At 60.5% G+C, this 23,501-nt stretch carries 24 protein-coding genes; 6 read left to right on the top strand and 18 right to left on the bottom strand.

Features of this window, described 5'->3' with window-relative positions; all coding sequences use genetic code 11:
- Position 1: 1 nt before the first annotated feature.
- Both rplM and C1J04_RS09575 read right to left on the bottom strand, forming a co-directional pair.
- Entirely contained in the window at positions 2-463 is a 462-nt protein-coding gene (gene rplM / locus C1J04_RS09580; protein WP_005853457.1) for a 50S ribosomal protein L13, read from the bottom strand.
- Positions 464-625: 162 nt separating this feature from the next.
- Positions 626-2,056: an aminotransferase-like domain-containing protein gene (locus tag C1J04_RS09575; RefSeq protein ID WP_009824572.1), complete on the bottom strand. Its 1,431-nt coding sequence runs from the start codon at positions 2,054-2,056 to the stop codon at positions 626-628.
- Between the two features lie 98 nt (positions 2,057-2,154).
- On the opposite strand from C1J04_RS09575, the gene C1J04_RS09570 reads away from it, so the two are divergent.
- Complete coding sequence (locus C1J04_RS09570) at positions 2,155-2,385, top strand: DUF1127 domain-containing protein (protein ID WP_005853453.1); 231 nt, start codon at positions 2,155-2,157, stop codon at positions 2,383-2,385.
- Positions 2,386-2,472: 87 nt separating this feature from the next.
- Here C1J04_RS09570 and C1J04_RS09565 read toward each other — a convergent pair whose 3' ends face one another.
- Positions 2,473-2,892 (bottom strand): PaaI family thioesterase, encoded by a 420-nt coding sequence (locus C1J04_RS09565; protein ID WP_037953663.1) that lies wholly within the window; start codon positions 2,890-2,892, stop codon positions 2,473-2,475.
- Positions 2,893-2,955: 63 nt separating this feature from the next.
- Between C1J04_RS09565 and C1J04_RS09560 the strand changes: the two genes are divergently transcribed.
- From C1J04_RS09560 to gluQRS, 3 genes are all read left to right on the top strand, one after another.
- Positions 2,956-3,735, top strand: coding sequence for an enoyl-CoA hydratase (locus C1J04_RS09560; protein ID WP_009824570.1), 780 nt, complete (start codon positions 2,956-2,958; stop codon positions 3,733-3,735).
- 298 nt (positions 3,736-4,033) lie between these two features.
- On the top strand, positions 4,034-5,386 hold the full coding sequence (gene trmFO / locus C1J04_RS09555; RefSeq protein WP_009824569.1) for a methylenetetrahydrofolate--tRNA-(uracil(54)-C(5))-methyltransferase (FADH(2)-oxidizing) TrmFO: 1,353 nt from the start codon (positions 4,034-4,036) through the stop codon (positions 5,384-5,386).
- Complete coding sequence (gluQRS, locus tag C1J04_RS09550) at positions 5,383-6,219, top strand: tRNA glutamyl-Q(34) synthetase GluQRS (protein ID WP_009824568.1); 837 nt, start codon at positions 5,383-5,385, stop codon at positions 6,217-6,219. Before trmFO ends, gluQRS begins: the two co-directional genes overlap by 4 nt.
- Before the next feature lie 3 nt (positions 6,220-6,222).
- Here gluQRS and hisI read toward each other — a convergent pair whose 3' ends face one another.
- Positions 6,223-6,618 carry a phosphoribosyl-AMP cyclohydrolase gene (gene hisI, locus C1J04_RS09545; RefSeq protein ID WP_009824567.1) on the bottom strand — a complete coding sequence of 132 codons (396 nt, stop codon included), beginning with the start codon at positions 6,616-6,618 and terminating at the stop codon, positions 6,223-6,225.
- 45 nt (positions 6,619-6,663) lie between these two features.
- On the opposite strand from hisI, the gene C1J04_RS09540 reads away from it, so the two are divergent.
- Entirely contained in the window at positions 6,664-7,119 is a 456-nt protein-coding gene (locus C1J04_RS09540; RefSeq protein WP_009824566.1) for an iron-sulfur cluster assembly scaffold protein, read from the top strand.
- Positions 7,120-7,387: 268 nt separating this feature from the next.
- Here the strand turns inward: C1J04_RS09540 and C1J04_RS19695 are convergent, their stop codons facing one another.
- The 5 genes from C1J04_RS19695 to sciP all read right to left on the bottom strand — a co-directional run bounded on the left by C1J04_RS19695 (position 7,388) and on the right by sciP (position 13,003).
- Positions 7,388-7,516 (bottom strand): hypothetical protein, encoded by a 129-nt coding sequence (locus tag C1J04_RS19695; protein ID WP_005853439.1) that lies wholly within the window; start codon positions 7,514-7,516, stop codon positions 7,388-7,390.
- Positions 7,517-7,614: 98 nt separating this feature from the next.
- Entirely contained in the window at positions 7,615-9,705 is a 2,091-nt protein-coding gene (gene recG, locus C1J04_RS09535) for an ATP-dependent DNA helicase RecG (RefSeq protein ID WP_009824565.1), read from the bottom strand.
- Positions 9,702-11,822, bottom strand: a complete 2,121-nt coding sequence (gene ligA / locus C1J04_RS09530; RefSeq protein WP_009824564.1) for an NAD-dependent DNA ligase LigA — start codon at positions 11,820-11,822, stop codon at positions 9,702-9,704. Before ligA ends, recG begins: the two co-directional genes overlap by 4 nt.
- Positions 11,823-11,907: 85 nt before the next feature.
- Complete coding sequence (gene ctrA / locus C1J04_RS09525) at positions 11,908-12,627, bottom strand: response regulator transcription factor CtrA (protein ID WP_005853432.1); 720 nt, start codon at positions 12,625-12,627, stop codon at positions 11,908-11,910.
- A 97-nt stretch (positions 12,628-12,724) separates the two neighbouring features.
- Positions 12,725-13,003, bottom strand: a complete 279-nt coding sequence (gene sciP, locus C1J04_RS09520) for a CtrA inhibitor SciP (protein ID WP_005853430.1) — start codon at positions 13,001-13,003, stop codon at positions 12,725-12,727.
- 168 nt (positions 13,004-13,171) lie between these two features.
- Between sciP and mnmA the strand changes: the two genes are divergently transcribed.
- On the top strand, positions 13,172-14,314 hold the full coding sequence (gene mnmA, locus C1J04_RS09515) for a tRNA 2-thiouridine(34) synthase MnmA (RefSeq protein ID WP_009824562.1): 1,143 nt from the start codon (positions 13,172-13,174) through the stop codon (positions 14,312-14,314).
- Between the two features lie 78 nt (positions 14,315-14,392).
- On the opposite strand, the gene lpxB is transcribed toward mnmA, so the two are convergent.
- From lpxB to dxr, 9 genes are all read right to left on the bottom strand, one after another.
- Entirely contained in the window at positions 14,393-15,544 is a 1,152-nt protein-coding gene (gene lpxB / locus C1J04_RS09510) for a lipid-A-disaccharide synthase (RefSeq protein ID WP_037954422.1), read from the bottom strand.
- Positions 15,541-16,332, bottom strand: coding sequence for an LpxI family protein (locus C1J04_RS09505; protein WP_009824560.1), 792 nt, complete (start codon positions 16,330-16,332; stop codon positions 15,541-15,543). The genes lpxB and C1J04_RS09505 overlap by 4 nt, the downstream gene beginning before the upstream one ends.
- Positions 16,332-17,114 carry an acyl-ACP--UDP-N-acetylglucosamine O-acyltransferase gene (lpxA, locus tag C1J04_RS09500; protein ID WP_009824559.1) on the bottom strand — a complete coding sequence of 261 codons (783 nt, stop codon included), beginning with the start codon at positions 17,112-17,114 and terminating at the stop codon, positions 16,332-16,334. The genes C1J04_RS09505 and lpxA overlap by 1 nt, the downstream gene beginning before the upstream one ends.
- Positions 17,114-17,572 (bottom strand): 3-hydroxyacyl-ACP dehydratase FabZ, encoded by a 459-nt coding sequence (fabZ, locus tag C1J04_RS09495; RefSeq protein ID WP_005853421.1) that lies wholly within the window; start codon positions 17,570-17,572, stop codon positions 17,114-17,116. Before fabZ ends, lpxA begins: the two co-directional genes overlap by 1 nt.
- Positions 17,573-17,640: 68 nt before the next feature.
- Positions 17,641-18,192 carry an OmpH family outer membrane protein gene (locus tag C1J04_RS09490; RefSeq protein ID WP_114865351.1) on the bottom strand — a complete coding sequence of 184 codons (552 nt, stop codon included), beginning with the start codon at positions 18,190-18,192 and terminating at the stop codon, positions 17,641-17,643.
- A 7-nt stretch (positions 18,193-18,199) separates the two neighbouring features.
- Complete coding sequence (gene bamA / locus C1J04_RS09485; protein WP_009824557.1) at positions 18,200-20,470, bottom strand: outer membrane protein assembly factor BamA; 2,271 nt, start codon at positions 20,468-20,470, stop codon at positions 18,200-18,202.
- Between the two features lie 250 nt (positions 20,471-20,720).
- Positions 20,721-20,843, bottom strand: a complete 123-nt coding sequence (locus C1J04_RS19690) for a hypothetical protein (RefSeq protein WP_302667114.1) — start codon at positions 20,841-20,843, stop codon at positions 20,721-20,723.
- A gap of 120 nt (positions 20,844-20,963) precedes the next feature.
- Positions 20,964-22,307 carry an RIP metalloprotease RseP gene (rseP, locus tag C1J04_RS09480; RefSeq protein WP_254693834.1) on the bottom strand — a complete coding sequence of 448 codons (1,344 nt, stop codon included), beginning with the start codon at positions 22,305-22,307 and terminating at the stop codon, positions 20,964-20,966.
- Positions 22,308-22,320: 13 nt separating this feature from the next.
- Positions 22,321-23,493 (bottom strand): 1-deoxy-D-xylulose-5-phosphate reductoisomerase, encoded by a 1,173-nt coding sequence (gene dxr, locus C1J04_RS09475; protein ID WP_009826993.1) that lies wholly within the window; start codon positions 23,491-23,493, stop codon positions 22,321-22,323.
- Positions 23,494-23,501 lie beyond the last annotated feature (8 nt).

Genomic DNA, 23,501 nt, shown 5'->3' with positions numbered 1-23,501 from the left:
CTTATGCACTCCGCGTGTTTTTAGAGTTCATGGATTTCACGTCCAGAACCTCGGGGCTTTGCGCCTCGTGGGGGTGTTCGGAACCGGCGTAAACGCGCAGGTTGGTCATGATCTGGCGGCTCAGGCGGTTGCCGGGCAGCATGCGCTTGACCGCTTGGGTCACAACACGCTCGGGGTGCGCACCTTCAAGGATCTGAGCTTTGGTACGCTCCTTGATCCCGCCGGGGTGGCCGGTGTGCCAGTAGAAGTTTTCTTCACGCTTCTTGCCGGTCATCTGGATTTTCTCGGCATTGATCACGATGACGTTGTCGCCGCAATCCATGTGAGGGGTGTAGGAAGGCTTGTGCTTGCCGCGCAGACGCATGGCAATGATCGACGCAAGACGGCCAAGGACGACGCCTTCAGCGTCGACGATGATCCATTTCTTGTCGATATCTGCCGGTGTTGCAGAAAAGGTTTTCATGGAGGGAATTCCCGTTACTTTGGTGAAAGGGTCCGAAACCGAACCCCGCTATCTGATGGCTGGGTTATAAACACGCCCTTCGCCACGTCAAGCGCCACATTCCCTATTTTTATACACAAAAACAATGCCTTGCAAATTAGGTATTATTATACCCCACGAAAATCACACGCTCAACTGCTCGGGTGGAGAGTCCAGCAGATGTCGTAGGCGCATGATCGCATCCTCAAAACTGTGCAGCGCCACGCCTGCGTTGATCGCAAGCCGCACCGCATGGGGCGCGCGGGCATCGCGGCAGACGAATTCCTCGGCCGAGCGGATTTGAACGCCCTGCCCTTCAGCCGCCTGACAGAACGCACCCGCACGCCAGCCAACCGGCAGGCTCAGCCATAAAAACGGCACGTTGGTGCGCCACGCCACATCATATCCGCCCAGTATATTCACCGCGCTTTGGACATAGGCGTTAAAGCCCTGACGCGTGCCCTCGGCGATGGTGTCGATATCGGGATGCACCAGCAGCTTGGCACAAAGGTCGATCAGCGGGGTCGCAAGGCCAAAGCAATTATATTCGGCCACGCGACGCAGATCGGGTGTGCGCTGGCGGGGGCCGATGGCGAAGCCGATGCGCAGCGCAGGGGTCAGGGTCTTGGCCAGTGACGAGACATACCAGCCGCGTTCGGGCGCAAGCATCCGGTAGGTCGGCGCACGCTCTACGCGCATGCGATAACAATCGTCCTCGACAATTTGAAAGTCATGTTTGCGCGCCACCTCGACCAGCGCCTCGCGGCGCGCCACAGGTGTGAAGCCGGCGGTCGGGTTGTGGACTTCGGGCGAGGTGCAGAAAATCTGAAGATCATGGTTCCGCGCCACCTCGTCCAGCGCTTCGGGGATCACGCCGTCTTTATCCATGGCCACCGGAATGACATCGGCGCGCAGCAGCTCGCCCGCGCGGCGGAAACCGGGGTACGACAGCTCTTCAATCGCGATGGCGGGGCGTCGGCCTTGCAGGATGGACTGGAAAACGAGAGACAGACCGTTTTGCCCGCCGTGAGACAGGATCACATCGGCCTCGGTAAAGGATCCCAGCGGCGTGCCGGCCAGCCATTTGACCACAGCTTCGCGTGCGGGGCGCGCCCCGGTGCGGCTGGGATAATGCATCACACCTGACGCCGGATCCTGAGCGATCTCGGCCATCAGGTTGCGGATCAGGGTCGCCTGCCCTGCCGATGGCAGGTGCGGCGAGAACATGTTCACGGCATAGGTGTCCGCGGGGTAGTTCTTGGTTCCTTGATGCACGTGGTGGGCGATCACATCCATCTCGATCGGGCTGTTGCGATCGGGGGTCGTGGGCGGCAGGGCGACAAAGGTGCCGCGCCCGACCTCGGCCTGCAACGTCCCGCTTTCGGTCAGCATCGTATATGCCCGTGCCACAGTCCCCGGCGTAACGCCAAGCTTCCATGCCAGTTCCCGCACCGGCGGCAGTTTTTCCCCCGCCGATAAAGCACCGTTCGAGATACCGTTTCGTATCATTGTAACAACGGCTTTGTATTTGGGGCCAGGCCCGTCAATCTGATCAGGTTGCCAAATTGTACCCATTACAATGTTTTCCTTTCCAAAATGTATCTCATTTTGTACCCCTTTGTTACAGCAAAACGTAACATTGTGTCAATACAATTCAGAAATAGGAGATTCTCATGACACAGACCCTGACCCTCAACCACGAAACTGTGGCAATCCTGAACCAGCGCAGCACACCGTTTGCCGCTGTTCTTGCGGTCAAATTTGCGGTCTGCGTCACGAAGATGGCATCGCGTCGCCGGACACGCAAAGCGCTCGCACAGCTTGAGCCTTGGCAGTTGGCAGACGTGGGACTCACACCGCGACAGGCTCATGATGAGTCTATTCGGGTGTTCTGGAAGGCGTAACGTCCCTGTGGCGCAGTCCAGACCTCTTCACTCGGGCCGGTAAATACCGGCCCTTTTTTCCATTGTACCCGTTAGTGTGGGGTACAATCAGCGTGGCGGAATGGCATAGGTCAGCGATGCCCGCGCGACAGGGTCGTCCAGCCCGTCGGAATAGACCAACACATCACAAATCGACAGCAGCTTGCCAAGCTTGAGCAATCGCGTCTTGGCGATCAGATCGGTATTGGCCGCTGGTTTGCGCATGAAATCGATCGAACAGTTTGTGGTCACCGCCAGCGCCTTGGGCCCGATTCGCGCCAAGGTCATCAGATAGGCGCTGACATCGGCCAGCGCGAAGATCGACGGGCCGGACACGGTGCCGCCGGGGCGCAGGTGCCGGTCCGCGGTGAGCAAACGTGTGGTCAGATCCGTCTCTCCGACATGGTCGATGGCGAAATCATCGGCGACCTGCTTGAACACGTCTTTCATAAAAACCGCGAGCGCATCGGCATCCATCATAATTGGCATACTTGTCCTCCCTCATATGTCGCGGCTAGGCTCAGGGAAAAGCGGGAGGGGTTCAAGATGACAATGGTCGAAATGGCATGTGACGGTGCGGTAGTCCGGTTGACGATGAACGCGCCGGACCGGTTGAACGCGCTGTCGGACGAGATGCTGGCCGCGTTGCAGGCGCGTCTGGACGAGATCGCGCATCGGCCCGATATACGGGTCGTCATCCTTGCCGGGGCGGGCAAGGCGTTCTGCGCCGGGCATGATCTGAAGCAGATGACGGCGTTGCGTGACGCCAAGGATGGGGGTGTTGCCGGCTTCCAAGACCTGTTCGAACGCTGCGCCCGTCTGATGGCGCGCATCCAGTCCCTGCCCCAGCCCGTGATCGCGCAGGTCCACGGCATCGCCACTGCCGCGGGATGTCAGCTGGTCGCGACCTGCGATCTTGCGGTCGCGGCCGAGGATACGCGCTTTGGCGTGAACGGGGTGAATATCGGCCTGTTCTGTTCGACCCCGATGGTTGCGCTCAGCCGCAATATCCCGCGCAAACAGGCGTTCGAGATGCTGACCACGGGCGAGTTTATCGATGCAGCCCGCGCCCGCGAGCTAGGGTTGATCAACCGTATCGCCCCACCAGACGAACTTGCGACGCAGACGACAGCGTTGGCGCAGCAGATCGCGGACAAGCTGGGCACAGCGGTCAAGATCGGCAAACAGGCCTTCTATGCGCAGCTCGCCATGCCGGTTGCGCAAGCATATGTCTACACGGGTGACGTGATGGTGGAAAACATGCTCAACCCCGACACAGCCGAGGGCATCGCGGCCTTTCTGGAAAAACGCACTCCTGAGTGGGATCAGTAAGCCGGAAACAGACTGTTTCCGATGGTGCCGCACAGATCACGAATTCGTGCTTTCAATTCGGGCGCTTTTGTGGCACAAATAAGACAAGGCAGATGCCTTGATGATTTTGGGTCGCCGCCGGCGGAAGGTCCCTCCAGGTCAGCCTCTCACTGACCGACCGTTCCCGCAGCGGCGACCCCAAAAATCCCCCTTCACATTCAATCGACATGTTTGACGGTCTAAAGGGCGGCGGGCACGCGTTTCGCGACAGACACCGCTGGCTATTGCACCGCGCCAGCCCCTGCCCTACATCGCTGACATGACACATACACTCCATATCATCGGCGGCGGCATGGCCGGATCAGAGGCCGCCTGGCAGGCGGCGAACGCGGGCATTCAGGTTGTGCTCCATGAAATGCGGCCCAAGGTCGGCACCTTCGCGCATCAGACGGGGCTGCTGGGGGAAATGGTCTGCTCCAACTCCTTCCGCTCGGATGATAACGAACAGAACGCCGTGGGGCTGCTGCATTGGGAAATGCGTGCCGCCAACGGGCTGATCATGGCAACCGCCGAGAAACACCGCCTGCCCGCCGGTGGTGCCTTGGCGGTGGACCGTGATCCCTTCGCGCAATCGGTGACAGACGCGCTGATGGCGCATCCGAATATCTCTGTCGAATATGGCGAGATCACCGATCTGCCGCGCGAGGGTCACTGGATCATCGCGACCGGCCCGCTGACCTCGGGCGATCTGGCGCAGTCTATCGCCGCCGAAACCGGTGCCGAGGCACTGGCCTTTTTCGACGCGATCGCGCCGATCATCTACCACGACAGCATTGATATGAGCAAAGCGTGGATGCAATCGCGCTATGACAAGGGCGAGACCGAGGAAGAGCGTACCGCCTACCTCAACTGCCCGATGACCAAGGATCAATACGAGGCGTTCATCGACGCGCTGCTGGCCGCGGACAAGACAGAATTCAAGGAAGGCGAGACGGCGGGTTACTTCGACGGCTGCCTCCCGATCGAGGTGATGGCCGAACGCGGGCGCGAAACGCTGCGCTTTGGCCCGATGAAGCCCGTCGGCCTGACCAACCCCCATGATCCCGACAACAAACCCTATGCCGTGGTGCAACTGCGCCGCGATAACAAGTTGGGCACGTTGTATAATATCGTCGGCTTCCAGACCAAAATGAAATACGGGGCCCAGACAGAGGTGCTGCGGATGATCCCGGGGCTTGAAAATGCCTCCTTCGCGCGGCTCGGCGGTATCCACCGCAATACTTTCCTGAACTCGCCCACGTTGTTGGACGACCAGATGCGTCTGCGCAGCCAGCCGAACGTGCGGTTTGCAGGGCAGATCACCGGCGTCGAAGGCTATGTGGAAAGCGCTGCGATGGGGCTGCTTGCCGGGCGTTTGGCCGTGGCCGAGATCAAGGGCGAAGCGGCCGCACCACCCCCGCCGACCACTGCGACCGGTGCCTTGATTACCCATATCACCGGCGGCGCGGATGCGAAAACCTTCCAGCCGATGAACGTCAACTTTGGCCTGTTCCCACCGGTCGAGGGGCTGAAATCCGGCCGTCGCGGCCGCAAGGATCGCTATAAAGCCTACACCGACCGCGCCAAGACAGACTGGCAGGGCTGGCTGGACGGCGCCACGCCCGCAGCATGAGCTTTCGCACCCGGTTCGCACCGTCGCCCACCGGGCCGCTGCATCTGGGGCACGCCTATTCGGCGCTGGTGGCCCACGATATGGCGCGCGCCCAAGGTGGCAGCTTTTTGCTGCGGTTCGAGGACACGGATCTGGAGCGATCAAAGCCCGAATACATGCGCCAAGCGTTGGACGATCTGGCGTGGCTGGGCATCACATGGGATGCACCACCTCTGATGCAATCCGAAAACCTTGATGTGTATAATCAAAGTGTTGAGGCGCTTTCTTCACGTGGATTAACCTATCCCTGCCGTTGTAGCCGCAAAGATATCGCCGCCGCGCTCGCCGCGCCGCAGGAAGGGGCACCGCATAGCGTCTATCCGCAGACCTGCAAAACGCGCAGCATGGACGACCGCGCACCGAATGACGCCATCCGCCTGCATATGGACCGGGCGCTTGAGCAAGTCTCAGACGGGCTGGGGTTCATAGAGGACGGGCCGCTACACACCGGCCCGCATCCCCTTGATCACGCGGCCCTTTTGACAAAGATCGGTGATATCGTGGTGGGGCGCAAAGACATCCAGACCGCCGCCTACTTCCTTGCCTCTGCCATCGACGATATCCGCGAGGGGATCACCCATGTGGTGCGCGGCGTGGATCTGTTTGACTTCACTCAGGTGCAAGTGTTGCTGCTGGATCTGCTGGGCCACAAACCCCCGCGCTATTTCCACCACGATCTGATCCGTGATGAAAATGGCAAGCGGTTGGCCAAACGCGATGACGCGCGCGCAATCTCCTTATACCGGTGCGAAGGCGCGTCACCAAAAGATATTCGTTCAATGATAGGGCTTTAGCGCCTATTCATCATCCATTACGTCAAGCGTAATACGTTCGGCACCATTCTCAACGAGCGTGTAAAAGCAGCTTCGCCGTCCTGTGTGACAGGCCGCCCCCGTCTGGTGCACCTTCACCAGCAGGCAATCGCGGTCACAGTCAATGCGCAGCTCGACCAGCTCTTGCACGTGGCCGCTGGTGTCGCCCTTGATCCAGAACGACTGACGAGAGCGGCTCCAATAGGTGACGCGGCCGGTTTCCAGCGTTTGGGTGACGGCCTGCGCGTTCATCCACGCCATCATCAACACCTCGCCCGTGGTCGCATCCTGCGCAATCGCGGGGATCAGCCCTGCTTCGTTGAATTTCAATGTGCTGGTGTCAAAGTCCATCGCCGTGCCTTCAGTTTGTTTTTGCATCATCCGCGTGAAAGCTTATGTAAGGGTTAACGATACAGAGGAACAGCCATGAGTGACGAGACAGACCTGATCAAGCTATACTCAGCGCGGATTTTGGGGCTTGCGGCTGACATCCCACATCTGGGGCGCTTGGAAAATCCCGATGCCAGCGTCACGCGGCGCTCGCCCCTATGTGGGTCCACCGTCACGGTCGATGTCGTGGTTGAAGATGGCAAGCTGGCGCAGATGGGGCAGGATGTGAAGGCCTGCGCCTTGGGGCAAGCCTCTGCCGCTGTGGCCGGTGCGGCGGCAGTTGGTGCCACGTTGGATCAGATCCAGACGGCGCGGGACCAGTTGAAAGCGATGTTGAAAGGCCAAGGCCCCGTGCCCGACGCCCCCTTTGACGGGTTCGAGGTGCTGACCCCCGCGGTGGCCTATAAAAACCGTCATGCGTCCATCCTGCTGACGATAGAGGCGTTGGCCGAAGCGATGGAACAGACCCAATCGGTCGCGCAAAACGGCTAGGCCCGTTCCGCGGCTTTCTGCGCAAATAGCACCGTGGCAGCGATGCCGCCCTATCAGCGAACGCCCCCCACCGAACACACAAAAAAACGCCGCACATCCGGGCAGGATGGCGGCGTAAGGGTGCGGTGACCGTGAAGGCTCGTTTTGATCCGTGACAGAGGGGACAACTCGGGCACAGGGACGAAGGTATTGCGGACTTCGCCAACGCATAGAGTTTGGGACAGATGCGCGGGCTAGATCAAAACAACACGGTTTACGCAGGCAGAAGTCAAACGAAGGCGGGAAGGTGCAGACCGACCACGAGGATGACAACCAAGGCAGCCGCCCCTGCGGCATCTTGCAACAGCGTGTCTTTCGACCGTTTGGCAATGGCTTTGACTGTAAGGATCGTGGTCATTTGCGTTCTCCCGTTTCCGTTGCCTATTTGTTCTCATTTTCAAACCCCTGTGTAAAGAACTTTATGAGAACAAAAGAGAACAAAATAGGATTAATTCTCTAACCTACTGATATCAAACGGATCGCCTCGTCCTGGCGCATCAGCCACAAAAGCAACCGGGCGGCTTTGCCGCGCGGGGTGGCCAGATCTGGGTCCACAGCCAGCAAGGCGCGCGCATCCGATTGGGCGACCTGCATCAAACCCGCCTGTTTCTCCAGATCCGCCACCCGAAACCGCGGAACGCCAGATTGCGCCGTGCCAATCAGATCACCGGTTCCGCGCATCTTGAGGTCCGTCTCGGCGATCACAAACCCATCCTCGCTTTCGCGCAAAACCTCCAGCCGTTGGCGGCCGCTTTCGCTGAGCGGGGCTTGATACATCAGCAAGCAGGTAGAGGCCGCCTGCCCCCGTCCCACGCGCCCGCGCAGCTGGTGCAATTGTGCCAGCCCGAAACTTTCGGCGCGCTCGATCACGATGATGCTGGCGTTCGGCACGTCGACGCCCACCTCGATCACCGTGGTGGCGACCAGCAGCTTGGTCTGCCCTTGCTGAAAGGCACGCATGGCCGCGTCTTTATCGGCGGGCGGCATTTGCCCATGGACCAGCCCGACCACGCCTTCGCCCAATGCCGCACGCAGGTGTTTGAACCGCGCCTCTGCGGCGATCAGATCGCTGACCTCGCTTTCTTCGACCAGCGGGCACACCCAATAGCATTGCCGCCCTTCGCTGATGGCGGCGCGCAAGCGGGTTACGACCTCCTCCATCCGGTCGGTGGCAATCAGGGCGGTGCGGATGGGTTTGCGCCCGGGCGGCTTTTCATCCAGCACAGACACGTCCATATCGCCATATTGCGCGAGGGCCAGCGACCGCGGGATCGGCGTCGCGGTCATGACCAAAACATCGACGGCCTGCCCCTTTTTGCCAAGCTCAAGCCGCTGGCGCACCCCGAAGCGGTGCTGTTCATCCACCACCGCAAGACGCAGATCGCCAAAGGCGACATCGGCCTGAAAGACGGCATGGGTGCCCACAAGAATCTGGATCGCGCCGCTTTCCAGCGCGCTCAGCTTGGCGCGCCGTTCGGGCCCTTTGTCGCGTCCGGTCAAGAGATCAAGCACCACACCCGCCTGTTCGGCCAGGGGGCGCAAGCCTTCAAGATGTTGTCGCGCGAGGATTTCTGTCGGGGCCATCAGCACGCCCTGCCCGCCTGCCTCGACCGCCCGCAACAATGCCATGAAGGCGACCAGCGTTTTGCCCGCGCCCACATCCCCCTGCAGCAAGCGGTTCATGCGCGCCCCGCTGGCCATGTCCTTTGCAATCTCGGCGATAGCACGGGTCTGTGCACCGGTGGGCGCGTAGGGCAATGCGCCAAGCACGCGCTGCTGCAGGTGGCCATCCCCAAGCGTCTTGCGCCCTGCCTTCCGCCGGTCCTTGGCGCGCGCAAGGGCAAGCGTCAGTTGATGGGCGAGCAATTCATCATAGGCCAGCCGCGCCCGCGCTGGTGCCGCGGCAGACAGGTCAGCCATGTCGTTCGGGGCGTGCGCCTGGTGCAGCGCATCGGGAAAATCTGGCCAGTTCTCTTGGTTTTTCTGATTGGGATCAATCCATTCGCCGACCTCTGGCACCCGCGACAATGCGGCCCGCGTGGCCTTATACATCAGCTTTTGCGTGATCCCGCTGGTCAGCGGATAGACCGGTTCAAACGTCGGAATATCGCCCGCCTCGGCCTCGGGCACGACGAAATCCGGGTGCACCATCTGGGGGATGCCGTCAAAAAGCTCTACCCGCCCCGACACCACGCGCCGTGACCCTTCGGGCATCTGCCGTTTCCAGTAATCCCCGCGCGCGTGAAAGAAGACCAGCTGAAAGGCGGTGGCGCTGTCTTCAACATGAATACGGTAGGCCCCGCCCTTGTTTGCAGGGGCCCGATGCGCGCCAACGGTGACCGCTACGGTGACAGTGGCGGGCAGGATCGCATCCTTGACACTGGGCTGCAGCCGTCGGTCGATGCCGGAATACGGCAACGTAAACAACAGGTCCCGCGGGGCCATCACCCCAAGCTGGGCAAAGTTCTGCGCGGTCTTCGGCCCGACCCCTTCCAGCGTTTCGAGCTTGGCAAAGAGGGGGAAAAGCGCCTCGGGCCGGCCGGTCATGCGCCGTCGATCAGCGCAAGCCAGCCGTCCTCGTCCAATGTCTGAATGCCCAGATCCGCCGCTTTCTTGGCCTTGGAGCCAGCCCCCGGCCCCGCGACCAGAATATCGGTTTTCGCACTGACCGAGCCAGAGACCTTGGCCCCCAAACGTTCGGCGCGGGCCTTCGCCTCGGCGCGGGTCATTTTTTCAAGCGTGCCGGTGAAGACCACGGTTTTTCCCGCCACGGGGGACCCTTCGGTATCGGGGCGCGCCACATCCTGCACCGACAGTTCCGTTACCAGCCGGTCGATCGAGGCACGCTCGGCCTCTTGGGCAAAGGTGCTTACCAGGCTTTGCGCCATGACCTGACCGACGCCGTCCACTCCGATCAGATCGTCCCAGGCGGGGCCATCCCCGGATTTTGCATGCCCCATCGCAGCCTCGAACGCGGTCCAGCTGCCGTAATGCTGCGCGATCAGGTTCGACGCCGCTTCGCCCACATGGCGGATGCCAAGCGCAAAGATCAGCCGCGACAGGGGAATTTTGCGTTTATCCTCAATGGCCTGAAACAGTTTATCGGCAGATTTCTCGCCCCAGCCTTCGCGGTTCTTGAGCTGCTGCATGCCGCTGCCATAGCGCGCCTTGAGCGTGAAGATATCCGCCGGTTCCGCGATCCAGCCATCGGCATAGAATTGCTCGACCTGTTTCGCGCCCAGACCGTCAATATCAAAAGCCGCGCGTGATACGAAATGTTTCAGCTTTTCAACTGCTTGGGCAGGGCAGATCAGTCCACCCGTACAGCGACGCACCGCATCACCTTCCTCGCGGATGGCGTCGCTGCCACATTCCGGGCAGGTCGTTGGATAGACATAGGCTTCGGAGTCCTCGGGTCGCTTGCCTAGGTCCACATCCGCGATCTTGGGGATCACGTCCCCCGCACGGTAGACCTGCACCCAGTCGCCGACGCGGATATCCTTGCCGTCGCGGATACTGGCCCCCTTACTGTCGAGCCCTTTGATATAATCCTCGTTATGGAGCGTCGCATTCGAGACAACGACGCCGCCCACGGTCACCGGCTTCAACCGCGCTACCGGCGATAGCGCGCCGGTGCGGCCGACCTGAATGGTGATATCCTCCAGCCGGGTCCAGGCCAGTTCCGCAGGGAATTTATGCGCAATTGCCCAACGGGGGGTGGTGGAGCGAAAGCCAAGCCGGTCTTGCAACGCCAGATCGTTCACCTTGTAGACAACGCCGTCGATGTCATAGCCAAGCGTCGCGCGTTGCTCTTCGATCTTGCGGTAATGCGCGATCATCTCTTGCGGACCATCGCAGAGCGTCGTCAGCGGGTTGGTGTCAAACCCGAATGCGCTCAGCCGCTCTATCGCATGAAACTGCGTGTCGGCCAGCGGCGCGGACAAGGCCCCCCAGGCATAGGCGAAAAATGCCAGCGGCCGTGCGCGGGTAATCTCGGCATCCAGCTGGCGCAAGGATCCGGCGGCGGCGTTGCGCGGATTGGCAAAGGTCTTGCCCCCGTTGGCCGTCTGGCGGGCATTCAGCGCATCAAAATCGTGGTGGCGCATATAGACTTCGCCGCGTACCTCAAGCAGCGCCGGTGCGCCCTGGATCCGCGTCGGAATGGTATCAATCGTGCGCGCATTGGCGGTGACGTTTTCCCCGACGGCACCATCCCCACGGGTCGCGGCCTGTACCAGTTCCCCGTTTTCATAGCGCAGCGACAGCGACAGCCCGTCAATCTTGGGCTCTGCGGTGAAGGCCAGCGGCGTGCCGCTTGGCAGCCCCAGATATTTGCGGATGCGCGCATCGAAATCGACAACATCCTCATCCTCGAACGCATTGCCCAAGGACAGCATCGCCACGTCATGCCGAACCTTGCCGAACCCTTCCGCCGGCGCGGCTCCGACCTTGTCGCTGGGGCTGTCAGCGCGTTTGAGGCGGGGAAACCGTTCCTCGATCGCCTGATTGCGGCGTTTCAGGCGATCATATTCCGCGTCTGACAGGTCGGGCGCGTCCTGCGTGTGATAGGCCGCATTCGCCCGCCCCAACAGGTCCGCCAACCGCGCCAATTCGGCTTTGGCCTCCTCCTCGGAAAGCTCCTGAAGTGCGGTTTTATCAGTCACGGTAAGCCCCAGCCTGCTGTTTCAACTGGGGTCTAGATACGCAGGGAACTCCCCCGCGTCTAGAATATTTCCCTCTCCTTTGTGGCTAGCCGCCGACGGCCAATCTTTCCTGTTCGGGGTAGCCCATGGTGGCCGGATCACGCAGCACATAGCCCCTGCCCCAGACCGTCTCGATGTAATTCTCGCCGCCCGTGGCATTGCTAAGCTTTTTACGCAATTTGCAAATGAAAACATCGATAATCTTGAGCTCGGGTTCATCCATGCCGCCGTAAAGATGGTTCAGAAACATCTCTTTCGTCAGCGTCGACCCTTTGCGCAGGCTCAGCAGTTCGAACATCTGGTATTCCTTGCCGGTCAGATGCACGGGCTTATCCCCCACCGTCACCGACTTGGCGTCCAGATTGACCGACACGCGCCCGACGTTGATCACCGATTGCGAGTGGCCCTTGGACCGCCGGATGATCGCATGGATACGCGCCACCAGTTCTTCGCGGTGGAAGGGTTTGGTCAGATAATCATCGGCGCCAAAGCCGAACCCCTTGATCTTGTTTTCTGTGTCGTCGGAGCCGGAGAGGATAAGGATCGGCGTCTGGATCTTGCTCAGCCGTAATTGGCGCAAAACGTCATGCCCGTTCATATCCGGCAGATCCAGATCCAGCAGGATCAGATCGTAGTCATAGAGCTTTGCCAGATCGATGCCCTCTTCCCCCAAATCGGTGGTATAGGTGTTCAGATTGGCATGGGTCAGCATCAGTTCGATGCTTTTGGAGGTGGTTGGGTCATCTTCGACCAACAAAATTCGCATGTGTCTCACTCCGCTCAAATGGATTTGGTATAAAAGGCACCGTGAACAAAATAGTTTAACCACTCGTTAATAGTGCTCAACTTGTTAGGCGAGCAACTTAAAGTTGTCTATACTTTTGTAGCGCTGTGGCCCTCAAAGCCGCCTCCCCATGTTCAGAGACAGCGCGCACCCATTCGACAAATTCCGCCCGCCCCACACCATAGCGTTCTTCCGCTTCCGCCTCAGTGATCAGCCCGTATAACACGCCGCGGACCACCGCAGCCTTGCGCGATGCGACCCACCGGCGGGTATTGCGATCCGGCAGATCCGCAAGGCTAAAGCTGGACCCGTCGGGCAAGGTCACCGCCCTGGGTCGTTCGACCTTTTTCAAATACACTCGTTTTCCCCTTTTCACCCTTTACACATAAGACGCGCGCCCACTGTTCACGGCCCGTTCTTGATCCGGTGCAGGCTAGGTCGCCGCATGTTAACGACCCGTGAAGTCGCCCCTTGAGAGTACCGCTAATTTTCCTATATTAAGCCTCAAACCTCCCGGAGTATTCTCATGCCGCTTGATCGCACCCCACCGCTCAATTCGTTGGGCTTTGCCAAAGCACCTGCCGACACCCGCGTCGTTGTGGCGATGTCGGGCGGTGTCGACAGTTCCGTGGTCGCCGCCATGCTGGCCGAGGAAGGCTATGACGTCGTCGGCGTCACCCTGCAGCTTTACGACCACGGTGCGGCACTGGCGCGCAAAGGGGCCTGCTGTGCGGGCATCGATATCCATGATGCGCGGCGTGTCGCGGAATCCATGGGGTTCCCGCATTACGTTTTGGATTATGAAAACGTGTTCAAGGACGCCGTGATTGACGAATTCGCCGATAGCTATCTGGGCGGGGCCACGCCCGTGCCCTGCATCCGCTGTAACGAACGGGTGAAGTTCAAGGATCTGCTGGAAACGGCCAAGGATCTGGATGCCGATTGCATGGCGACCGGTCACTATATCCAGCGCAAGATGGGCCTCGACGGGGCCGAACTGCATTGCGCCGCCGATGCCAATCGCGATCAAAGCTACTTTCTGTTCTCGACCACGCCCGAACAGTTGGACTATCTACGTTTCCCCCTTGGCCACCTGCCGTCAAAAAACGACACGCGGGCGCTGGCGGCGAAATACGGGCTGAGCGTGGCGGACAAGCCCGACAGTCAGGATATCTGCTTTGTTCCGAATGGCGACTACGCCTCGGTGATCCGCAAACTGCGCCCCGAAGCCGCCAACCCCGGCAATATCGTCGACACCGACGGCAATGTGCTGGCCCAGCATGACGGGGTGATCAACTACACCATCGGGCAGCGCCGTGGCCTTGGCATCGGCGGCTTGGCCGACCCGCTCTATGTGGTGAAACTTGATGCGGATAATGCGCAGGTCGTCGTGGGGCCGAAATCGATGCTGGCCACCCGTACTGTGCCCGTGAAAGAGATTAACTGGCTTGGTGACACCCCGCTCATGTCGCAAAGCGAATGGCCCATTGCTGTGCGCGTACGCTCTACCCGCCCTCCGACAGACGCGATCCTGCGTCCGATCTCGGATACCGAAGCCACGGTAGAGCTGCTCACCCCCGAGGAAGGGATCTCGCCGGGTCAGGCCTGCGTCTTCTACGACCCCGAAAGCACCCGCATTTTCGGCGGCGGCTGGATCCACAAAGGCTAACCCCTTCCAAATGGTTTAAAATCCCGGGGAGTTTGAGGGGCAGCGCCCCTCATTTTACACTATAGCCAATCTCTAGACCTACAGCTTTGCCAATACCGCCCGCGCCGCGCGCAAGCCCGGGCTCTCGCCCCCCTTGCCGAGCCGCTCCATCGTCAGCGCCATCGCGTCTTTCTGATCCTCGGGATGCGCAAAGACATGCGCCAAACCGCCAGCGATCTTATCGGCGGTGCAATCGGGGCCCAGAAACTCCGGCACGACGCGTGTGTCGGACACAAGGTTCACCAAAGTCACCGTATCAATCAGCGCCATCGCCTTGATCAGACGGAAGCTGAGCCAGTTCATCCGGTAGGCGATCACCATCGGCAGCGATGCGGCGGCCAGTTCCAGCGAGACGGTGCCAGAGGCCGCAAGTGCCACGTCCGCGGCGGCAAACGCCGCCCGTTTCATCGCGGCACCTTCCTCCCTGCTGCCCGCACGCGGGTCCAGCACGATAGGGCGCACCGTCCAGCCTTGGGTCTGCGCAATCACCGCATCTGCGACAGGACCAGCGGCGGGAATGACCACGCGCAGATCCGGATGGGTCCGGGCAAAACGGGCCACCGCATCGCCGAACACATCCGAAAGCCGCGCCACCTCTGACCGCCGAGATCCGGGCAGGACGAGCATCAGGGGAGCATCGCCGATCTCATGGGCTTGACGAAAGGCAGCGGCTTCGCGGTGTGTGGCGATTTTCTCTCCGACCACGGGATGGCCGACGAAATCGCAGGCCATGCCCTCGGCCTCCATCAGGGGCGGCTCGAAGGGGAAAAGCGCAAGCACATGATCGATATACCGCGCCATCTTTTTCGCGCGCCCGGGACGCCAGGCCCAGACCGTGGGCGCGACGTAATGCACCGTGCGAATATCCGACGCCGCCTTGACCCGCTTGGCCACGCGGAGCGAGAAATCGGGGCTGTCGATGGTGATCATCACATCGGGCTTGGCATCGATTACGGCCTGCGCCGTCTCGTTGATCCGCGCCATCAGGGATTTGTATTTCGGCAGGATCTCGGCGATGCCCATGACAGACAGTTCGGACATATCAAAGCGGCTGCTCAGCCCCTCGGCGGCCATATCCGTCCCGCCGATCCCGTCAAAGGTGATGTCGGAGCGCAGGGATTTCAGCCCTGCCATCAGCGCCCCCCCCAAACGGTCGCCCGAAGGTTCGCCCGCAATGATGAACACCTTCATGTCGCGGCCCTTGCCCATAGCACGAGGTCTAGTTCATCCGCCAAGGCGACGCAGGCGTCTGGCTCCAGAAGAATGACGGACCCCGCCTCGATCACAACACCCGCCAGCCCTGCCTCGTGGGCGCGGCGCAGGGTGTCCGGCCCGATGGTGGGCATATCGACAAGATGGCTCTGGCCGGATTTCGGACCTTTAAACAGCACCGCGCTGGCCGAGCGCGCACGATCAGGCAGGGTCGACAGCAAGTGATCTGTGCCGCCAATCGCCTCGATCCCCATGACCTGCCCTTGCCCGACGACGCAGCATTGCCCCACATCCATCGGCGCAAGGCAGCGCACCAGGGCGGCACCACGCGCGGCGTCATCGCGCATCTGCGCATCCGGCTGACGCTGGCTAAGCACGCCTTCGCGCGCCATCAAGTCGGGCGCGAGGTCATGCGCGGCAACGACGGTCAGCCCCGCTGTCTGGAAAATATCGACCAAGGCGCGCAAGGCACCGTCGTCCCCCGCGGCAAGGGCTTGCTGGAACACCGGCACCAAGGGCAGCGTTGCCGCATCCAGCTTGGACGGATCGAAGGACGGCCGTGCCACAGCACCGCAGAAACACACCTGCGTCACGCCGCGCGCGGTCAGCTCGGCCAGCAAAGTGCCAAGCGTTTCAAGGCGGAACACCAGATCCGGCACCAACCCGACGGGTGTCGTCCCCTCGTAGGCGCAGATCAAAGGCGCATCGGCCAGCGCGCCGGCCACCCGTTGAGGCAGTCCGCCGCCCCCTGCGATCAGCGCCAGCATCAACCCGGTGTCAGAAAGTGACGGCCCGTGTCGGCCAATACGAAATCGACGATCTCGCGGACGTAGTCGCTGCCGGTTTCCTCGCCCAAACGACGGGCGCGGTCGTGGAATGTCCCCTCGCCCTGCGCCAGCATCTGGAACGCCGCGCGAAGGGCCGTGATGTCGGCGCGGGTGACACCACGTCGCTTGAGCCCGACAAGGTTAAGCCCGTCCAAGACCCCACGGGGCGCTTGCACCAGACCGTAGGGGATCACGTCATTCGTCACCATCGTCACAGCGCCGATAATGGCCCCGCGACCGATACGCACGAACTGGTGGATACCGGCCAGCCCGCCGATCAGGACATCGTCTTCAATGATGCAGTGGCCCGCGACGGCGGCGTTGTTCACCACAATCACCCGATCGCCAAGGATCGCATCATGGGCGATGTGACAGCCCGCCATAAACAGCCCGTCATCGCCGATCTTGGTCACGCCGCCACCGCCTTCGGTGCCGCCGTTCATGGTGACATGTTCGCGGATACGGTTGCGCTTCCCGATCTCGAGGCGGCTGGATTCCCCTTTGAACTTAAGGTCTTGGGGGATTTCACCGATCACGGCGAAGGAAAAGATCACCGTACCTTCGCCGACTTCGGTGTCGCCGGTGACGATAGCGTGGGACTTCACCTCAACGTTGTCATGCAGCACGACCCGAGGGCCGATGACGCAGAACGGGCCGACCTTGGCAGAGGCCGCGATCTGCGCCCCTTCCTCGATCACGGCGCTTGGGTGGATGTTGCCCATCAGGACAGGTCCATCATCGCAGTGAATTCAACCTCGGCCGCCATTTCGCCCTCGACCGACGCGACGCCGCCGAATTTCCAGACTTTGCCGCCGGGTTTGCCGCGCAGGGTGTTCAGCTCCATCCGGACGACGTCACCGGGAACGACCTTGCGGCGGAATTTGCATTTATCGATGGCCATGAAATAGACCTTCATGTCCTTGTCCGCCATTTCCAGCGTGACACCAACCATCACCGCAGCGGTCTGCGCCATCGCCTCTACGATGGTGACGCCGGGCATAATCGGCATGCCGGGAAAATGCCCCTGAAAATGCGGTTCGTTCATCGTGACATTCTTGATCCCGACAGCGCTTTGCGTGCCCTGGATATCGACCACTTTATCGACCAGCAAAAAGGGATAGCGGTGCGGAATGATCCGCTGGATCATCTGGATATCGGCACTTGGCAGGGTGTCAGTCATTGCATGTCCTGTCTGTTAAAAGCTGTATGCTGGCTACCAATTCTGGCCGCCATGGGCAAGCGGGGGGATCAGTTCTTGCCGCTGCCGACCGACGCGTCAAGCCGCTCGATGGCTTCGTCGGTGATGTCGATGGCGTTGGCACTGACGAAGACCGACCGACGTTCAAGGATCACGGCCGCCCCGGCTTCACGCATCATCTGTTCCAACACAGGGCCCGCAGCGGCCAGAAACACCTGGCGTTCCTTCTCGACCAATTCGTTCAACGCCCGCCCCTTTGCCGCTTGCGCCGCGCGGGTTTTCTGCACCTTTTCGTCAAAGGCATCCGCCAGCCCGCTAAAGGCATCGGGACTGAGCTTGCTGCGCTGATCGGTGAGCTTGCGTTCCTCGGCCTTCAAATCCGCTTCGATCAGGCGGTTTTCGGCAGATATTTCAGCGCTTTGGGTTTCCACGTCATCCGCCACCCGCAGACCAAAGGCGCTTTCTTTGAACACACGATCTGAATCGATCGTCAGGATCGGGCTTTGCACCACCCGCCGTTCAGACTGCTGTTGTGCAAAAACCGGCACCGCCGCGAGGGGCAGTACCGGCAGAAGGCAAATCAAGAGTGCCCGCAGTTTCATAACGGCCTCAGAAATCGGTCCGCAGGGTCACTTCGAACTTCTGTTCTTGGTCATAGTCCTCTTTTTTCAAGGCTTTAGAGACGTTGAACTGCAAGGGACCAACAGGCGTATCCCAGAAGAGCGAGACACCGATCACGTGGCGGAACGAACCGGATTCACCAACGATAGACGAGCCCGCGGGGATCACTACATCGTCGAGGTTCCAGACGTTGCCGACATCATAGAAGACGCCGCCGCTGATGCCGTATTCTTCGGGCAGGCCCAGCGGGAATTCCGCCTCAAGACTACCAACCACAAAGAGGTTACCCCCAAGGGAGTCGTCAGAGCTGTTGCTTTGATCGCGCGGGCCGATGCCGCCGGTTTCAAAGCCGCGCATGATCGACGGGCCGATCAAGAAGCGGTCGGAAACGCGGTTGTTGCCCTCGCTCCATGCCAATGCCCCACCTTGCAAGGTGGCACGCAGGGTGACTTCCTCGTTGAAGATACGCTTTTCGCCGATGGCTTTGGCGGTGGTTTTCACGAACTTGGTGTCCCCCCCTAGACCTGCGAAATCCTGCCCGAATTGCAGCAGCACACCCGATGTCGGGTCAAGGCCGGCGCGACGGGTGTCGTAGCTGTAATTATACCCGATCGAAGAGGTCACCTGACGGCCCGCGGCAATGTCATTTGCGACGACGAAACCGGTTGTGGTATCGTCCCGCTCTGACATCTCAAGGTCGTCATAGGTATAGTTGAGGCTCAACCGCCCGTTTTCGCTGACAGGGAACGACAGGGTCGGCTGGAAAACGATACGTTTGGTATCGAAGGAATTATAGGACGAGCTTGTTTCGGCATAATCGAGGTTCAGGCCGAACGCCACATCACGCCCCAAGAGGCTCGGCTCGATAAAGTTGAAGCCATAGCGCTGTGCATATTCAGCCGTGCTGACCGTCAGCTTGAGCTTTTGGCCGCGTCCCAGGAAGTTATCCTCGGCAAAGCTGACCGCGACGCCGATCCCGTCACTGGACGAGAACGACCCACCGAAGTTGAGCGAGCCTGTCGGCTGTTCCACAACATTCACGTCAACGACGACCTGCTCGGGGGAAGACCCCTCGCGGGCGTTGACTTCGGCGCTTTCAAAATAACCAAGGGCGCGGATGCGCTCGGCGCTTTCACGGATCTCGCGCGGGTTGAACGGGTCACCCTCTACGCTGTCGAACTGGCGGCGCACAACGCGGTCAAGCGTGGTGGTGTTGCCTTCGATGTCGATCCGTTCAACAAAGACACGTGGACCACGAGAGATACGATATTCGACGTTCAGCGTCAGGTCGCGATCATTGCGCGTGACAACCGGTTCGACCCGCAGAAAGTCTACGCCGTCACGGATGGCTTTGCGTTCCATCCGGGCGATATCCGTCTCGACCAGCGACGGCGAATAGACGGCACCGGATTTGGTCTTGATTACGCCACGATAATCTTCAGCGTTCACCCCGTTGATGGTCGAGGTCACGGTCAGTTCGCCGAACTTGAACTGTTGCCCCTCTTGCACGTTGAACTGCACAAAATAGCCGTCGCGTTCTTCGGTCAGCTGAGCGTTCGCCGCCGAAATGCGCATGTCGACATAGCCGCGCGACAGGTAGAAATCGCGCAGCATCTGCTGGTCGGCCTCGATGCGTTCGGGCACAAAGGTGTCGCGTTTGATCAGCCGGCGGAACAGCCCCGCTTGCTTGGTTCCCAGCACGCGGCGCAGACGACGGTCCGAATATTGGCGGTTGCCGACAAAGCTCAGGCGTTCAATCTCGACGTTGTCGCCTTCGAAGACTTCAAACACCAGATCAACACGGTTCTGGTCGCGGCGGATGACCTTGGGCTGGACGCGGGCGGCGATACGGCCGTCATTGCTATAGGCCTGCGCGATGGCATTGGCGTCTTTTTCGGCTTGGGTCGGGTTGAAGACGCGGCGTTCGTCTGAATCAACGACCGAAGCCAGCGCTTCGTCGTCGATGCGCGCGTTGCCTTCAAAGCTGATGCGGTTGATCGTGGGGAATTCTACGACCGTGATCACCAATGTCCCGCCGCGCGGTTCAAGTGCGACGCTTTCAAACAGGCCGGACGCCTGAAGGTTCTGGTAAGCATCGTTCAATTCGCCCGCGCTGATCGCCCGACCACGCGCGATTCCTGCGCGGCTTAGAATGGCGCTGTCGCCGATCCGTTCGTTGCCGTCGATCTGAACTGTGTTGAACTGATAGCTTTGCGCGTCAGCATGTGGCGCTGGAACCAGCCAAGCGACTGATAACATTACGCAAAAAGAAGCGCTGCGCAAGGATTTCGCAAAAGGAGTGAAAACCGCTGTTTCGGTGGGCTTATTCCACCTGTCGTTGTGCATCATTTGCCCTACCCGCTGTCAAAAAACTCTTTCGTCCTGACTAGACAGGTTAGCGGCCTTTGTCAAAACGAAGAGACCGCCATACACCTATATAGTGTGTATGACGGCCAGTTGGATCACGATAGAGTGCGGGAGGGCACCTGGATAGGGAGAGAGAACGGCGTTATGCGCCGATCCACGCGCCGGCGGTCAGCGCGACGATCAGGAAGCCGAAGTACAAAGCGCGGTCCCAGTTCAGATCAACCAAAAGGCTCAAACCGCGATAACTTGTCTTGAACGTCTGCATACTCGTATCCTTTGTAACTTGGATCGAATATCGCAGGCGATTGCGGCGCTCGTTTGACCAATTAAGGCAGCAATAAGACTTTTGTAACTTTTTACCCCCCTTTAGGCGGCAAAATATCGCCTAAGGGCAGAATAAATCGTTACCCAAGGCAAAGACCATTAACCCCAGTACCAAGGTCAGACCAATGGTCATCAGGATGCGCAACGCGCCATCGCTGGGTGGTTTGCCGGTCACGGCTTCATAGGCGTAGAACACCAGATGCCCGCCATCCAGCGCCGGAATCGGGAAGAGGTTCAGCAGACCGACCGCCGTCGACAGCACCGCGATAAAATAGATGAAGCTTTGCGCGCCCTGCGACGCCATCGCGCCAGAGGTTTGCGCGATCCCCACCGGACCGCTCAGGTTACAGGTGCTGATATTGCCGACGATCATATGCTTGAGACCCGATAGCGACCCGCTGATGATCCGGCCTGTGTTCTCTACCCCACCCCAGAGCGCTGTCAGTACGCCAGGGTTCGTCGTGGCGGTGTCAAAGGCGGTGCCGCCCACGATGCCAATGCGCATCTGCGACCTGAAGCTGCCGTCTGGCTGCGGTTCGTCCGTCACTTTGGGGCGCAGGGTGATGTCCAGCGTTTCCCCGTCGCGCCAGATATCAAGTTCAAGCGGTGTGCCTTCAGACGCTTCAACAGCGGTCTTCAACTGGCGGAAGGCGAAGATCTCTGCCCCGTCAACCGCGGTGATCACATCGCCGCTTTTCAGACCGGCCTCATAGGCCGCGGATTGCGGCATCACCTGCTTGACCAGCGATGGCATGACGTAAGGCCCATCCACGGTCACGACCTCCCCGCCACGGTTCACCTCATAGGGCAGCGGCTGGTCCAGCGGGATGCTGGCGAAGGCGTCGGCATAGGCGGTGGCATCGGACACCGGCGGCAGGGTCACCCCGCCGATAGAGACGATCTCGTCCCCTTCCACCAGTTCATTCTGTTCAAACGGCAGGGGGTACAATTCCCCGACGGTCATCGGATCACGCGGCACGCCGACCGACAGGCCGATGGCCGCGAAAACCAGAATGGACAGGGCAAAGTTGAACACCGGCCCCGCAGCGACCGTGGCTGCACGCGCCCAAAGCGGCGCACCGTGCATGGTGGCACGCAACCGCTTGGGGTCTGCCTCGGCCGCTTCCATCGCGGCCACATCCTTGCCCGAGGCCGCATCCGCATCGCCCGCGAATTTCACGTAGCCGCCAAAGGGCAGCGCGGCGATCTGCCACTTGGTGCCGCGTTTGTCGAAGCGGCTGTAGATCACAGGGCCAAACCCGAGAGAGAAGACATCGGCATGGATGCCGGACCAGCGTCCGACGATATAATGACCGTATTCATGGATCGCGACGATCACCGACAGCGCAATCACAAAAGCCAGAAGCGTCCAGATCAGCCCGCCAAACTGCGGGATCAATGCCATAATATCCAAAACTCTACCCTGCCCTCTTTGTTATTGCGGCCCATGCGGCCTGCCTTGCCAGATGGTCCACCTGTGCGACGTTATCAAGTGTGATGGCCGCATCGATCACCCCATTGTCAGGGAAAAGCGCTTCCATCGTGTCTTCGACGATCTCGGCCATCTGGGGAAAGCGCAGCTTGCCGCCGATAAACCCGTCCAGCGCGACCTCTTTGGCGGCGTTGAACACCGCACCGGCCATGCCACCACGCGCCATCACCTCGCGCGCGAGGCGCAGGGCGGGCCAACGGATGTCATCGGGGGCGCGGAAGTCAAAGCTGCCGATCTTTGCCAGATCCAGCCGCTCTACCGGCAAATGCGTACGGTCGGGGTGATGCAGGGCAAAGCCGATGGCGTGGCGCATGTCAGGCGGGCCGATATGCGCCATCAAGGCACCGTCATTGAAGCCCACCAGCGCATGGATCATAGATTGCGGATGCACCAACACCTCGATCTGGTCGGGGTCCACGCGAAAATATTCACGCGTTTCAATGACTTCCATCGCCTTGTTGAACATCGACGCACTATCGATAGTGATGCGCTGACCCATGTCCCAGTTCGGATGGCTCGACGCCTGCTCTAGCGTGGCATCGGCGAGCTTTTCGAGCGGCCAATCGCGAAACGCCCCGCCGCTGGCGGTGATGATGATCCGTTCGACTGCCGAGATATCCTCGCCGATCAGGGCCTGAAACACGGCGGAATGCTCGCTATCGACCGGCAGCATGGTGGCCCCATGTGCCGCAGCGGTGTCCAGCATCAGCTGACCGGCGCAGACCAGCGACTCTTTATTGGCAAGGGCTAGCGTCGCGCCTTGTTTCAACGCCTCCACCCCCGGTGCCAGACCCGCGGCCCCGATGATGGCGGACATGACCCAATCGGCGGGGCGTGCGGCGGCCTCGTTGATGGCCTGGGGTCCGGCGGCCGCCTCTACCCCCGTGCCCGATAGCGCGTCGCGCAGGTCGTCCAGCAGGTGCTCATGGGCCGTGACGGCAAGCTGCGCATTCAAACGTTGCGCATCTTCGGCCAGCTGCGCGATATTGCTGGCACCGGTCAGCGCGACGACATCATAGGCGTCGGGCGCGCGCGAGATTAGATCAATGGTGTTCTGCCCGATAGAGCCCGTGGCCCCGAAAATACTGACTTTCTTCATGGGGTGAA

Source organism: Sulfitobacter sp. SK025, from assembly GCF_003352105.1.
In the GTDB taxonomy this organism is placed as follows: Bacteria; Pseudomonadota; Alphaproteobacteria; order Rhodobacterales; family Rhodobacteraceae; genus Sulfitobacter; species Sulfitobacter pontiacus.
The sequence above is the reverse complement of the archived record's forward strand: the minus strand, read 5'-3'. Positions and strand labels throughout refer to the sequence as shown.

Bases quoted from the DNA above. Each gene is read 5' to 3' on its own strand.
- rseP (WP_254693834.1), bottom strand. From the start codon at position 22,307: ATGGCATTGATCCCGCAGTTTGGCGGGCTGATCTGGACGCTTCTGGCT.
- hisI (WP_009824567.1), bottom strand. From the start codon at position 6,618: ATGATGCAAAAACAAACTGAAGGCACGGCGATGGACTTTGACACCAGC.
- lpxA (WP_009824559.1), bottom strand. From the start codon at position 17,114: ATGGGCAACATCCACCCAAGCGCCGTGATCGAGGAAGGGGCGCAGATC.
- ctrA (WP_005853432.1), bottom strand. From the start codon at position 12,627: ATGCGAATTTTGTTGGTCGAAGATGACCCAACCACCTCCAAAAGCATC.
- C1J04_RS09540 (WP_009824566.1), top strand. From the start codon at position 6,664: ATGAGTGACGAGACAGACCTGATCAAGCTATACTCAGCGCGGATTTTG.
- mnmA (WP_009824562.1), top strand. From the start codon at position 13,172: ATGCCGCTTGATCGCACCCCACCGCTCAATTCGTTGGGCTTTGCCAAA.
- C1J04_RS09575 (WP_009824572.1), bottom strand. From the start codon at position 2,056: ATGGGTACAATTTGGCAACCTGATCAGATTGACGGGCCTGGCCCCAAA.
- recG (WP_009824565.1), bottom strand. From the start codon at position 9,705: ATGACCGGCCGGCCCGAGGCGCTTTTCCCCCTCTTTGCCAAGCTCGAA.
- trmFO (WP_009824569.1), top strand. From the start codon at position 4,034: ATGACACATACACTCCATATCATCGGCGGCGGCATGGCCGGATCAGAG.
- fabZ (WP_005853421.1), bottom strand. From the start codon at position 17,572: ATGACTGACACCCTGCCAAGTGCCGATATCCAGATGATCCAGCGGATC.
- dxr (WP_009826993.1), bottom strand. From the start codon at position 23,493: ATGAAGAAAGTCAGTATTTTCGGGGCCACGGGCTCTATCGGGCAGAAC.
- lpxB (WP_037954422.1), bottom strand. From the start codon at position 15,544: ATGAAGGTGTTCATCATTGCGGGCGAACCTTCGGGCGACCGTTTGGGG.
- C1J04_RS09570 (WP_005853453.1), top strand. From the start codon at position 2,155: ATGACACAGACCCTGACCCTCAACCACGAAACTGTGGCAATCCTGAAC.
- C1J04_RS19695 (WP_005853439.1), bottom strand. From the start codon at position 7,516: ATGACCACGATCCTTACAGTCAAAGCCATTGCCAAACGGTCGAAAGAC.
- bamA (WP_009824557.1), bottom strand. From the start codon at position 20,470: ATGTTATCAGTCGCTTGGCTGGTTCCAGCGCCACATGCTGACGCGCAA.
- C1J04_RS09560 (WP_009824570.1), top strand. From the start codon at position 2,956: ATGGTCGAAATGGCATGTGACGGTGCGGTAGTCCGGTTGACGATGAAC.
- gluQRS (WP_009824568.1), top strand. From the start codon at position 5,383: ATGAGCTTTCGCACCCGGTTCGCACCGTCGCCCACCGGGCCGCTGCAT.
- C1J04_RS09505 (WP_009824560.1), bottom strand. From the start codon at position 16,332: ATGCTGGCGCTGATCGCAGGGGGCGGCGGACTGCCTCAACGGGTGGCC.
- C1J04_RS19690 (WP_302667114.1), bottom strand. From the start codon at position 20,843: ATGCAGACGTTCAAGACAAGTTATCGCGGTTTGAGCCTTTTGGTTGAT.
- rplM (WP_005853457.1), bottom strand. From the start codon at position 463: ATGAAAACCTTTTCTGCAACACCGGCAGATATCGACAAGAAATGGATC.
- C1J04_RS09490 (WP_114865351.1), bottom strand. From the start codon at position 18,192: ATGAAACTGCGGGCACTCTTGATTTGCCTTCTGCCGGTACTGCCCCTC.
- C1J04_RS09565 (WP_037953663.1), bottom strand. From the start codon at position 2,892: ATGCCAATTATGATGGATGCCGATGCGCTCGCGGTTTTTATGAAAGAC.